The following is a 13,022-nucleotide window of genomic DNA, read 5'->3' as shown; positions in this document are numbered from 1 at the left end:
CCCGCCCTCGCCCCGGGGAGGGCGCGGGCGGGAACTCGTCCTACACGACGGCCTTGAACCACGCGTTCGTTGCCGGGGGCGCTGCCCCGCCCGCGCCCGACGCCCCGGGTGCCGTCGACGGGGGGCCCGGATCCGCTGCCGCTTCCGGGTTCGGCCGGTCAGCCGGCCCCCGGGGCGCGGGGCCCTCCGCCGACCCGTCGGTACGGTGCCGCACCTTCTTGCTGCGCAGGACCAGTTGGAAGACGCCGAGCAGCACCGCGGTCGCCAGGGCACTGTGCCAGAGCAGGGCGTCCAGGCGCCCGGCGGAGAGGTAGGCGCCCACGGCGACGGCCGCCAGTGCGCACACCGCGCGGTCCACGATCGACTCGACCGACAGCAGCGTCGCTCGCGGGGCGCCGGCCGGCACGGCGTCGTTGACCAACTTGCGCTGGATCGGGTAGGCGAAGCCGGCGGCAGCGGCGAACACACAGAGCAGGGTGACGACCACCCAGGGCCCGCCGAGAGTGATGCCCGCCAGCGTGCCCGCGAGGGCGAGGCTGAGGACGGAGACCCAGGCCACCGGCGTCAGACGGCGGCCGAGCCACTGGGGGCGCGCCGAACCCACGGCCTCCGCCACCGTCATGGCGGCGAGCACCCCGCCGTGCGCGGACTCGCCGATGCCGTGGTCGAGCAGGATCGGCTGGAAGAGGTTGACCTGGCAGATCCTGGACAGGGTGAACACGGCCACGCCCTGCACCATCACCAGGGCCAGCCACGGCGAGGAGGCGATGCAGCGCAGCGCGGCCTTCGCGTCGCCCAGCGACGTACTGCGCCCACCCCTCGCTGCCCGGGCCTTTCCGGTCCGGACCGACGAGGCCGAACCGCCTGCCCCGACGGAGGCGGCTGAGCGGGGCAGAGCCACGGCGCACAGCAGGGAACCCGCCGCGCTCACGGCGCTCAGGACGTACGGGGCGGGATGGGCGAGGGCCATCAGCGGCCCGACCAGGGGCCAGCACAGCACTTTCGCGGCCAGTCCGAGCGCCCGGGCCGTGCCCTCCGCCTTCAGGTAGTGCTCCTCGCACCGCTCGGCGCGCAGTCCTTCGTACAGGTAGGCGCTGGCCGCTCCCGAGGTGAGCGAGCGGCCGGCGGCGATGGCGAGGAAGTGCACGAGGAAACCGGCGTACGAGGAGCTGACCACCGGGGCGAGGTTCGCCGCCGTCATCACGACGGCGCCGGCCCGCAGGCAGTTGCGGGTGCCGATACGGTCGGCGATCAGCCCGGTCGGGATCTCGAAGAGGCAGAAGGCCACGTAGTAGATGCTCTGGATACCGAAGATCTGCCCGTCGGTGAGTCCGGCGGCCTTCTGGTAGGCGTAGAACACCGGCATCCACCACAGCAGGTTGAACAGAAGCTGGAAGCCGTAGTTGAGCCGGATGATGCGGCGGGCGGTGCCGGTCAGGGTTGTGGCCGCGGGGCGCGGGAGGCGGGGGCTCACAGCGCGTAGGGGCGGATCTGGACCAGGCGGAAGTCACCCTGGTCGGTCAGCAGCCACTCGATGTCCAGCGGGTCGCCCACCTCGGGTGCGCTGAAGTGGGACTGCAGCAGGCGGCCGGTCAGGGACAGGTCCGCGAGCCGGGCCCGCGTGGCGGCGGGCAGTCCCTCGCTCCAGGAGCCGAGGGCGACGGTACGCCCGCCGCCCTCGACGGTGTTGTAGAGGTACTGCTGCGGCAGGACCTCTCCCTCGACGACCTGTTCGGGTGATCCCGGTGAACAGTTGAGGTAGACGTTGCGGAAGTCCTCGCGCCGGGTGGGGTTGCAGGTCACCAGGACGCCGCCGAGCGCGGCGGGGACGTACTCCTGGATGATCACGCCCATGTACGTGTCGTCCAGGGATATGCCCACCTGGTGGCGCAGCCGCACGCTGCGCGGCGAGAGCAGGGAGCCCCACACCTGCCGTACGGCGTCGAGGAGTTCGCCGGTGCCGCGGACGGTGGTGACGGAGTCGTAGACACCGGCCGCGGAGAAACCCGGGAGGTCTTCGGCGTTGGAGGAGGAGCGCACCACGAGGCGGCCGCCCGCGGCGAGCGGGGCGGGGAAGGCCCGGGTGATCTCCCCGGTGACGGAGTCGGGCATCGGGGTGTGCCGGATCAGATGCTGGATCTGGAGGCACAGCGAGTCGAGTACGTCGGTGGCGTCGAGTTCGAGCGCCATCTTCAGCTTGCCGATGCCCTGCTGGAGTGCGGGGGAGGAGGTGAGGAAGCGGTGCAGGAGGGAGAACGGCAGGGCGACGCCCTCGGGGGCCCGGACGGTGCCGGCCACGAAGGAGGCCGCGGCCGCGCGGAGTTCCGCGGCGGAGGGCGCGCGCAGGCCGAGCCGGACCGCGAGGTGCCCGTACAGGTTCTCGCGCGGTGGGCGGGGACGGCCGTAGAACGCGGTGAGATCGGCCGTACGGCTGTCGAGCACGTGGTGCAGCTCGCCGAGGTTGGCCGCCTTGGTGCCGTAACGGTCACGGTCGGCGCTGCGCAGCCGGTGCAGGGAGAGTACGGGCGCGTCCTCCAGAAGCGGCGGTTCGAGCCGGATGCGCTGCTGATGCCAGGCCGGGGCCCGCAGCTCGGGAGCCTGTGCCAGCCGCTCCAGGGTGATCTCGTCCTCGCGGACCCGGTAGCGGACCCAGGCGCCGTCCAAGCCGTCCTTCTCGACGAGCTGTTCCAGGTCGCGGACGATCGCGTTGGGGATGCCCCACCCGGAGGCGAGGACGTTGGTGTGGGACAGCGGGGTGATGGGCGCGGTGTTGATGAATCCGGCCACTCGCTGCACGTTGTCCGGCAGGCAGGGCATGGCGACGATGTCCGACCAGCCGAGCCCGCCGGCCGCCGTCTCGTACTCCGCCAAGGTCCGGAAACAACGCAGCCGGCCCATGGCGTCCCCGAGGTTGAGCGGGGTGCGTGTCCTGGTGCCGAAGAGTTCGTGACCGAGGATGCGCGGCACCCGCTGCTCGCTGACCGCGGTCAGCTCCTCCTCCTGACCGTGGTTGGCGGGTTTGAGCAGGAGCGGCAGCCTGCCGTCGACGCGCTCCCGGACGAAGGCGTAGAAGAACTCCAGCAACTCCCCGTGCATGGTGTCGGCCTCGGTCGTCTCCAGCACGAGGAAGGTGCGCTCGCGGCCCTCCGTGTCCTCGTCGGTGTGCAGGGACAGCACCCCGAGCAGGAAGCGGCGCCCGGGGTCCATGTAGACGGAGGCGTTGAACTCGTCCAGGTCGGCGTCGAGGTCGGCGAGATCCATGCCGAGGACACGGGTGGCGACGTAGTTGACGTGGAAGGGGTGTGCGGCCGTGTCGAGCAGGTGCCAGGTGGCCTCGGCGCGGTCGACGACGACCTTGAGGTACGGGTGTCCGGCCAGGACCCCGGACAGTGTGCGGAACAGCGGCAGCGAAAGGTTCTCGCCGACGACCGTGCGGTCGGCCGCGAGATCAGGGACGTCGCTGGGGAGCTGAGTGGCGCTCATGCGGGGACTCCCTCGGACTGGCCGGCCGGACGGACTCGCGGGCGGGCAGGGGGCACGGACGGTGATGCCGAGGACACGGGCTTCGGCGCGGCGGCCACGGCGGGCGGCAGCACGGTGGGCAGCGCGTCCACCAGGGTCGTGAAGTCGCGGAGCACGGTGCGCGCGTCGGCGGCGAAGAGCAGGCACAGGGCCGCCATCGTGTTGGCCCCGCCGGCGGGGTCGTAGACCGGCACGCTGCTGCCGTCGGGCAGGGAACTCTCCGGTACGACCGAGAGGGTGCTGCCCTCGCTCAGCGCGACGGCCTCCTTCACCACGGGGAAGTCCCACAGCCTGCGGTCCCGCCATGCCTCACCGTGGCCGTCCACCGCGAGGACGACGAGGGAACCCGCGGCGCCCCGTGCCTGCTCCGGGCCGAGGACCCGCTCGGGCCAGGCGACCGGGCGGCCCAGAAGGTGGTCGACGAGCATGCCGACGAGGTCGAGCCGGAACACCTCCTCGATCTGCGGCACGGTCATCGCGCCGCCGAACCGGGCGGCCGTCTCGATCAGCCACATGCGCCCGCCGGCACCGAGTTTGATCTCGGTGTGGGTGCCGCAGTCACGCAGGCCGAGGGCGTCCACGGCCTCCCGGGCGAGGGCCACGACGCGGTCCTGGAGGTCCGCGGGAAGCAACGCGGGGGTGATGCCGGCGCGCTCGGTGAACGGCTCCACCGTCGGCATCCGGCCGCTGACGCAGACCGGCCGGAACACGCCGCCGGTCACCACGCCCTCGACGCTGACGTAGTCGCCCCAGCCGGGCTCGTCGAACCAGCCCGCGGTGTCACCGGTCACGATCTCCTCGACCACGAAGTGTCCCGCTGCCTCGGCCACATGGAGTTCGGCGTAGCCCAGCCGGGCGGACCGGGCCATGGTCTCGCGCGAGCGCCGCCAGGCGGTGTCGGCCTCCTGCGGGGAGCCGATGATCTGATGGGCGGTGGAACCGGCGCTCCAGGCCGCCTTCAACAGCAGGGGAGCGGCCAGGGCGGTGACGGCCTCGTGGAGGTCCGCCCGCGTGGCGACAGGGCGGAACGCGGGTTGCGGCAGGCCGTGCCGATGCCAGGTTCGCCGCATCATCCGCTTGTCACGGGCGAGCGCGGCGGCGTCTCCCGCCCCGGCGAGGCCGAGCGCCGCACATGCCTCGGCGACGGCCACGACCGCGTACTCGGAGAAGGTGAGAACCGCCTCCGCACCGACGGCTTCGGCTCGCGAGACGATCAGCGAGACCAGGTCGGACCGCTCCGCGCCGGTGGGCGTCACGACCGAGGCGCACAGCTTTCCCGCGGACGCGGCGACCGCGGACGGAAGCGCGCTGAGCGCCAGCAGGTGCACGTCCGCCCTCGCGGCTGCCCGGGACAGGACATGTCCGAGCGGCGGACCGCCCTTGGCGTGCACCAACAGCACCGTGCTCACTGAAGTTCGTCTCCCATCGTCTGTCTGTCCGAGGTGTCGAGCAGGGGCTCGGCCCCGCCGCCTGGCCGCCCGGCCCGGCGTCGCCCCCGTACCGCGACCGGGGTACACGGCGACGCAACCCGCGTAGAACACGGCGGGTAACTGGCGGCATACATAAGGGAACCAGACGGCGGGTGCCACAAGTGCCACCGGAGACCGCCGCCAATCAGGCAAATGCCAAAGTCGCGGACATCGTTCGAGTGAAGACGAAGGATCCGGGCTGCCGGGGCAAGCCGCGCCGGGGACGCGCTCACGCGTCGCGGTCGGCCGAGAACCGAGCATGGGCGGGCCCCGCACGGGATAGGCATCGCCATGTCACTTCCCGCCGCCCGGTGGGGGCATGGACGGAAAGGCCGTCGTGGACGATCCCGGTCTCAGAGCACTGCTGGACCACCTTCCCGTGTCCTGGTGGGAGGCCGACGAGCAGTGGCGCGTCACGGAGCGGGGCGGCGGGGCCTTCCCCGACCTTCCCACCACGCAGCGCTTCCTGGACCGCGTGCGCCAAGAGACGTCCGCTCCGGGACGCTCCCTCCAAAACGGTCACTGCCTGGTCGAGTTCGACGGCCGGACCTTCACCGTGCGATGGCCCCTGGGGGAGAGCCGGGACCAGGGCTTCACTCGCGGGCTCGCGATGGAGGCCGGTGCGCAGCCCGCGACCGGCCACCGGTACGCAGCCTTCGCGGAGTTCGCCGACTTCGCGCCGGTCGCGGCCTTCATCCGCGACCACGACGGCCGCTACCTGTGGGCCAACCATTCCTACGCGCACCTCTACGGCACCACGCCGGACCGCGTCGTCGGCAGCCGTATCGAGGACCTCGACACCCCCGCCGACGCCGCCCAGTTCCGGGCCCTGGACCAGCAGATCCTCAACCGCGGCAAGCCGGTCCGCCACCACCTGCGCTATCACCGTTCCGACGGCAGTACGGGGCAGGCGGCCGGCCACCGGTTCCCGGTCCAGGAGAACGGCCGGACCTGCGTGGCCGGGATCTATGTCGACATCACCGAGCACGCCCGCGCGATGAGCCAGCGCCGGGAGGCCGAGGAGAACCTGCGAGCGCTGCGTGACCACAGCGGCCTGCCGTGCGCGCTGCTCTCGGTCAACGGCCGTATCGAACAGGCGGGTACGGCCACCGCCGAACTGTTCCGGACCCGCCTGTCCGACCTCGTCGGCCGCCGCGCCCACACCCTGCTCGCCGCCACGGCCGACCTCCGCCCGCTGCGCCTCGCGTGGGAGGGCCTGATAACCCGCCGCATCAGACGGGTGGAGACCTCCGCCGTACTCCTCGACACCGAGGGACGCCAGCGCCGCGCGCAACTCCACCTGACCACGGTGAGCGGACCCGTCGGCCGCGTCGCACACGTGTGGGCCGTCGTCACCCACCAGAGCATCGCCCACGAGGCCCACCCCCCGCTCACCGCCGCACAGGTCCGCATCCTGTCCCTCCTCGCCGGGGGCAGCACCAACGGCGAGATCGCCACCTCGCTGAACCTCTCCCGGCAAGCGGTCGACTACCACCTCAGCCGACTCCGGACCCTCTTGGACGCCGCGACCAGACCCGCCCTCGTCGCCCGCGCCTACGTCCTCGGCATCCTGGCCCCCCGAGCCTGGCCTCCGCGTCCGGCGACGATGCGTCATCCCATGGGTTCTTCTTGAGGGGTATCGGGGCGCCGGTTACTCGTGCCTACTGCTCGGGGGTTTCCGTGACCGCATCGTGTCCACGGCCAGTGAGAAGAGAGGGCTGATACGTGGCGCAGGCCGGCGGCCCTCGTCGGTCTGTACCGGTGTACCAGGGGAAACGCCGGCGCTAGTGTTCACATCCGGGCCGTCGCGTCGCGCGTGTCGTGGCGGGGCGGTTCGGCGACCGTGGAAATCGCAGGGGACGGCGGTGGAGTGGGCGTGGGGCGGCGGTTTTTCATCGCGGTGGGGAGCGGGCGCTACTGCAACTTACCGGAGGAGGAACAACTCCCGGGCGTGGCGGCGGACATCGCGGCGATGACGGAGATGCTGGAGGGGTTCGGGTACCGGCATGTGCTCTCCGGGCTGGGGGAGTACGACGGTGCTGAACAGATCCGCCGGAAGCTGAGTCACTGGTCCAGGGACTCCGAGCTGACGACGGACGACGTCGTCGTGCTGTACTTCGCCGGTCATGGTGCGGTGGAGGACCGGGGGCGTCACTACCTGCTGTGCTGGGACTCCCGGGACGACGATCTGGCCGCGACGGCGCTGGCCACCGAGGACGTGGTGCGGATCCTCTGTCACGGGTCGCTCCGCCAGCTCCTGGTCATTCTGGACACGTGTGCGGGCGGGGCAGGTGCGGCGGAGGGCGCGGGGGTCGCGCTGCAGAGCATTGCTTACCGGCAGAGTGGGGGTGACACCTCGACCGGGCTGTGGTTTCTGGCGTCCGCCCGCCGTAAGGACGTCGCCCAGGACGGAAGATTCGTATCCGCTTTCCGGACGGCTGTGGAGACGACCACCGGCCGTACGGGGCAGCGGCAGCAGTACCTGGACCTCACCGAGTTGCTCAAGGCGGTCAATGAGCGCCTCGACGCCGACGGCCGGGGGCAGCGCGCGGAGCTGGCCAGCGGGCTGGTCACCGGGCTGGCGCCGTTCGTGCCGAACAGCGGATTCCGGGAAGATCTGCCCCCGGTCGGTACGGATCTGGAGATTCAACGCAGAGTGGCGAGCCGTGATCTCACGGAGCACTTCGGCCCCCGGTCGCGGGGCGTCGAGTTCGAGTCGGAGCAGGGGCTCTACTTCAGCGGACGGGTACGGGTGCTGTCGCATCTCGTCCAGTGGCTCACCGCGGTCGACGGGGACGGCCGCGGCCGGGTCGTCACGGGAAGCCCCGGATGCGGCAAATCCGCGGTGCTGGGCAGGGTGGTCGCGCTATCCGACAGTCTCTACCGCGACCGGCTGGACCTCTCAGGAGTCGACCTGGCGACGGTCGTGCCCGAAGGATGCGTGACCGCTGCCGTACACGCGCGGCACAAGCGTCTGGAAGAGGTGGTCGACAGGATCGCCCAGGCACTGGGGGCGGAAACCGGCGGTACGGCGGCTCTCCTCCAGGAACTCACCCGGCGGGGGCGGCAGGGGGCGCCGGTCGTCATCGTGGTCGATGCCGTGGACGAGGCCGGTTCTGACACCGCCGCGGACGCGGGCGGGCACGGCGAACCGCGCAGGATCACCCGTGAACTGCTGCGCCCCATGTCGGAGATCCCCGGTATACGGCTGCTCGTGGGTACCCGCCACGAGCTGGTCACCAGCCTGGGCCCCACCTTCACGGTGCTCGACCTGGACGACCCCGCCTTCCGGGCCGACGAGAACGACGTGGCCGGCTATGTGACGAAGGTGCTGCTGGCAGCCGAGGAGCCCGGTGTACCGACCCCTTATCGTGAGCGGCAGGAGCTGGCCCGGACCGTCGCCCGAGAGGTGGCGAGCCGGGCCGCCGGCGTCTACCTCTACGCGAGGACCACGGCTCGGACCCTGCGGTCGGACAGTGCCGCGGTGGATGTGGCGAACCCGGGCTGGGCCGATGAACTGCCCAGCGAGATCGGGGAGGCTTTCGACGACTACCTCGCACGCTTCGGCCCCGATGAACCCCGGGTCCGGCGGATGCTGCTGTCACTGGCCTTCTCCGAGGGCAAAGGGCTGCCTCGTGGACGTATCTGGACCACGCTGACCTCCGCCATATCGGGTGTGACCTGCACCGAGGAGGACATTGCCTGGGTGCTCGACGTGGCCGAGGCATACGTCGCGGAGGTGACAGACGACGACCGGCGTTCGGCCTACCGCCTGTACCACAAGGCGCTGGCCGAGCACTTGCGGAAAACTGCCGACCGGCCCGCGGAGGAGGTCCAGCGGGCCATCGTCGATGCCCTAACAGCCACGGTGCCGCCGTCGCCCGACGGGACGTCACCGGACTGGTTCGCGGCTCCGCCCTACGTACGGCAGCACCTGGCCACCCACGCGGAGGCCGCCGGGAGACTCATCACGCTGATCAAGGACCCCGGTTTCCTGCTCGCCAGTGAGTCGCTGGCGCTGCTGCGCGCCCTGGTGTCCGTATCGGTGGACGAGGCGGCCGACGGCCCGCGGCGTATCCGCAGTTCCTACGAGCAGATCGCCCACCGGATGGCGCCCAGCCGCGCCCTGAGCCATCGCGCCGCCGACCTCCAGCTCTCGGCACGGCGCTGCGGGGCGAACGGGATCGCCGACCGCATCGACGGCCTCGGCGTGTCACTGCCCTGGTCCGCGCGATGGGCCTGGTGGTCGGCCAGCGGGACGCACCGGCTGCTCAACGGGCATACGGCGTGGGTCGACTGTGTGGCCGTCGGCGCGCTCGACGGCCGCCCCATCGCGGTGACCGGCGGGCGCGGCAGCGACCGGACCGCTCGCGTGTGGGACCTGACCACGCAGCAGCAGATCGGTGAGCCGCTCGCCGTCGGCATCGGCGTCAGCGCGGTCGCGGTCGGTGACATCGGCGACTACACGGTCGCTCTGACCGGAGGTGTGGACGGCAGCGTGGAGATCTGGGACCTGTCGGCCGGGCAGAAGTACGGAGAAGGGCTGGCGGGCCACACCAACACCGTCATGGACATCGCCATCGGCGGCATCGACGGCTGCCCGGTCGCCCTCACGGCGAGCGCTGACGGCACCGCGCGCCTGTGGAACCTGTCGACCCGACGGCAGTTGGGCCGGGACCTGACAGCACACAAGCGCACGGTGCACTCCGCCGCGCTGGGAGAGATCGACGGCCGTCCCGTCGCTCTCACCGGAGGCGCGGACAAGCGGGCGTACGTCTGGGACCTGACGGGTCTGCTGAGCGGCGTCGAGCCGGAGCCCGACGGCGGCTGGCTCACCGGCCACACCGATGAGATCACCGCCGTGGCGATGGGGCGGCGGGACGGGTGCGCGGTGGCGCTGCTCGGTGACAACAGCGGCATGGTCACGCTGTGGGACCTGGTGGAACGCCGGCAGATCGGGGAGCCGGTGGCGGCACATGTGCACTTCACGCGCGGCGGTGTGACCTCGGTCGCCGGCGGGGTGCTCAACGGCATTCCGGTGGCGCTCACCAGCGGCAGGGACGAGGCCAAACTCTGGGACCTGCGCACTCTCCGGCAGCTCGCCCATCCCTTGCGGGGGCACGTCGGCCAGATCACCGACAGCGCGCTGGCCGACCGCCCTGAGGGCCCGATGGCTGTGACGGCGGGCACGGACCGGATGGCCCGTATCTGGGACCTGACGGCCGACCAGCCGGCCGGCAGCCACACGCGCCGGGTACTGGCGCTGGCCTTCACCGAGCAGCGCGGCCGGCCACTGGTGATCACGGGTAGCGAGGACGGCACGGCCCGGGTGTGGGACCTGCGCACCCGGGAACAGGTGGGCAGACCGATGGAAGGCCACGCGGGCACCGTGAATTCGGTGGCCCTGGGACCACTGAACGGACGCCTGCTGGCTGTGACGGGCGGATCGGACAGCACGATACGGCTGTGGGACGCCATGCGGGGCGTACCACTGGGTCCGCCACTCGAAGGCCACACCAACAGCGTGAGCTGCCTCGGCCTGACCACTGTGGCGGGCCGGACCGTGCTGGTCAGCGGTAGCGGCGATGGAACCTTGCGCGTGTGGGACGCGATGACGCACCGGCCGCTGCTCGGACCGCTCAGCGGGCACATCGGTTCCGTGGCCTACCTGACCGTACGGCAATGTGGCCGCGGGATCGAGATCGCCGTCGCCACCTCCCTCGACCACGCCTACGTGTGGGAGGTCACCGACACGGCCGGGGAACTGTCCGCGACGCTGCGGCACCACCTCAGTGCCGAGAGCCGGAAGGATACGGTGTTCACCATTGGCGCGGCCTTCCTCGGAGCCCGGCCGGTGGTGTTGTCCACGAATGTGGGAAACACCGTTCGCCTGCACGACATCAGCACGGGCGCACTGATCGGCACGCCTTTCGCGGGCCATGTGAGCACCGTGTGGTCGGCCGTCCTGGGGCGCGTCGGTACGCGCTACGCCGTGGCTTCGATGAGCTCCGACAACACGGTTCGGATGTGGGACCCGGAAACCGGTGGTGCGCTGGGGGCACCGCTCGTCGGCCAGGTGGCCAGTGTCCGATACCGGACGGTACCCGGGCTCCTCTTCGGCCGCAACGGCGGGAGACCGATGGGCATCACTGCCTTCTTTCATGAGGTGCGGGTGTGGGACCTGGTCACGATGCAGCCTGTGGACGAGCCGCTGTGCGGTGGACAGATGGCGCTGAAGGCGGTCGCCATCAGCGATACCTCACCTGGACACAGCGTCGTCACCGGGGCCGACAACGGCACGGTACGGGTACATGCCTTGGAGGATGGCCGCGCCACGGCTCCGCACCTCACCTCTGCTCGCCCCCTGTCGTCCATGGCGACTGCCGATGTGGGCGGCGCATGCCTCATGGTCAGGTGTGACTACACAGCCATGGAGGTCTGGAACGTGAGTAGCCGCGAGCTTCTGTGGGAGCAGCCAGGACGCTGGGAGCTCGCGCGTATCCATCCGCTGGCTGACCGCACGTTGGTCGTGGCCGCTTCCCAGGACCGGTCCCTCCACATCTGGGACCTGACGACCAGGGCGCCCGTATGTGACCCCATGGGCGGTCACAGCGCGCGTGTACTGGACATGCGGACCGCCACGATTTCCGGGCAGCAACTCGCCGCCAGCGCCTCGCTCGACGGCACGGTCCGGCTGTGGGACCTCCGTACGGGCGAGCCGTTCGGAGCGGCTCTGAAGGAACACCCGTCGGGAGCACAGGCCGTGGAGATCGGTCACGTCGACGGACGTGACGTGGTGCTGACGGGAGCCGGCGACGGACGACTGCGGATGTGGGAACTCGCCACCGGGCGCGCATTGCCGGTCGACATCGAGCGTTCCCCGGGCGCGCTCACCACCGTACGGCTGTCCACCTTCCATGATCGGCCCACCGCCATAGTGGCCGACAGCTTCGGTCTAGTGAGGCTCTGGGACCTGGTCACCTCTGTCTGTGTCGCCGAGGCCGACCTGGGAGACGGCATCAACGACCTCGCCATGACCGACGACGGGCGGGTGTGTTTCGCCACGGACATGGGCTTGGTGGCGCTGTCCTTCCTCGGTGCGGCAGATGGTGGGACGGGTGAGCCCGCATGAGCCGCATCGTCCTGGTGCACGGCATCGGCCAGCAGGTGAGCGGCGGTCGGACGCTGGTCGAGAGCTGGTATCCGTGCCTCGCCGACGGCCTCGCCCTCCATGGTGTCCAGGTGGACCGTGCGGAGGTGGACATGACGTTCTACGGGGACCTCTTCCGCCCCGCCGGGCACCGCGGCGTCGGCCTGCCGGATCTGGACGCCTCCGATGTGACCGATGACGTGGAACGGGAGATCCTGCTGGCGTGGTGGCAACAGGCCGCCCGGCAGGAGGAGGGTGTCGCCGGGCCGGCCGACCGTACGCGGCTGAGAACCCCGTACATCGTCCAGCGTGCCTTGAACGCCCTCAGCCACTCCTCCTTCTTCGCCGGGCTGAGCGAGCGACTGATGATTTCCAGTGTCCGCCAGGTGCGGCGCTACCTCACGGAACCGGCGGTACGCCGGGAGGTGCAGAGCCGTATGACCGCGGTGGTGACCGACCGGACCGAGGTGGTCGTGGCCCACTCACTCGGCTCGGTCGTGGCCTACGAGTGGCTGTGCGCCCATGCTGAGCGGCGTGACATCACACTGGTGACCTTGGGCTCTCCGCTCGCGGTCCGGAACATCGTCTTCGACCGGCTGCAGCCCGCCCCGGTGCGGGGGCGGGCCCAGTGGCCGGGCGGTGTGGGCACCTGGTGGAACATCGCCGACCGCGGCGATGTCGTCGCCCTCGTGAAGGCCCTGGGGCCGGCCTTCGGCGATCGGATCGAGGACTGTCTCGTCCACAACGGCGCCAAGGCGCACGACGTCCGGCCGTATCTGACGGCGCGGGAGACCGGGGAGGCCGTCGTCACCGGTCTGGGAGGCGGAGGCGACGGCTCGCGGGGAGGCTCCGGGCGCCGCTGACCCGTGAGCCGCCCAGTG

At 71.1% G+C, this 13,022-nt stretch carries 6 protein-coding genes; 3 read left to right on the top strand and 3 right to left on the bottom strand.

Annotated features, from left to right (window positions below; translation table 11 throughout):
• Nucleotides 1-40 precede the first annotated feature (40 nt).
• From ACH4EB_RS16945 to ACH4EB_RS16935, 3 genes are read right to left on the bottom strand one after another with little or no spacing between them, the layout of a single operon-like run.
• Nucleotides 41-1,474: an MFS transporter gene (locus ACH4EB_RS16945; RefSeq protein WP_398348283.1), complete on the bottom strand. Its 1,434-nt coding sequence runs from the start codon at nucleotides 1,472-1,474 to the stop codon at nucleotides 41-43.
• A complete protein-coding gene (locus ACH4EB_RS16940; RefSeq protein WP_398348282.1) occupies nucleotides 1,471-3,483 on the bottom strand; it encodes a PEP/pyruvate-binding domain-containing protein in 2,013 nt (670 codons plus the stop codon). The genes ACH4EB_RS16945 and ACH4EB_RS16940 overlap by 4 nt, the downstream gene beginning before the upstream one ends.
• A complete protein-coding gene (locus tag ACH4EB_RS16935) occupies nucleotides 3,480-4,931 on the bottom strand; it encodes an acetyl-CoA carboxylase biotin carboxylase subunit family protein (protein WP_398348281.1) in 1,452 nt (483 codons plus the stop codon). Before ACH4EB_RS16935 ends, ACH4EB_RS16940 begins: the two co-directional genes overlap by 4 nt.
• Before the next feature lie 379 nt (nucleotides 4,932-5,310).
• On the opposite strand from ACH4EB_RS16935, the gene ACH4EB_RS16930 reads away from it, so the two are divergent.
• The 3 genes from ACH4EB_RS16930 (at nucleotide 5,311) to ACH4EB_RS16920 (ending at nucleotide 13,004) form a co-directional block, all read left to right on the top strand.
• Entirely contained in the window at nucleotides 5,311-6,624 is a 1,314-nt protein-coding gene (locus tag ACH4EB_RS16930) for a PAS domain-containing protein (RefSeq protein ID WP_398348280.1), read from the top strand.
• A gap of 243 nt (nucleotides 6,625-6,867) precedes the next feature.
• Nucleotides 6,868-12,123, top strand: coding sequence for a caspase family protein (locus tag ACH4EB_RS16925; RefSeq protein WP_398348279.1), 5,256 nt, complete (start codon nucleotides 6,868-6,870; stop codon nucleotides 12,121-12,123).
• Nucleotides 12,120-13,004, top strand: a complete 885-nt coding sequence (locus ACH4EB_RS16920; RefSeq protein WP_398348278.1) for a hypothetical protein — start codon at nucleotides 12,120-12,122, stop codon at nucleotides 13,002-13,004. The genes ACH4EB_RS16925 and ACH4EB_RS16920 overlap by 4 nt, the downstream gene beginning before the upstream one ends.
• Nucleotides 13,005-13,022 lie beyond the last annotated feature (18 nt).

This window comes from Streptomyces sp. NPDC018045, from assembly GCF_044327445.1.
In the GTDB taxonomy this organism is placed as follows: Bacteria; Actinomycetota; Actinomycetes; order Streptomycetales; family Streptomycetaceae; genus Streptomyces.
This window is presented reverse-complemented; position numbering and strand designations above follow the sequence as displayed.

Excerpts from the sequence above, each read along its gene's own strand:
- ACH4EB_RS16940 (WP_398348282.1), bottom strand. The coding sequence starts at position 3,483 with ATGAGCGCCACTCAGCTCCCCAGCGACGTCCCTGATCTCGCGGCCGAC.
- ACH4EB_RS16930 (WP_398348280.1), top strand. The coding sequence starts at position 5,311 with ATGGACGGAAAGGCCGTCGTGGACGATCCCGGTCTCAGAGCACTGCTG.
- ACH4EB_RS16920 (WP_398348278.1), top strand. The coding sequence starts at position 12,120 with ATGAGCCGCATCGTCCTGGTGCACGGCATCGGCCAGCAGGTGAGCGGC.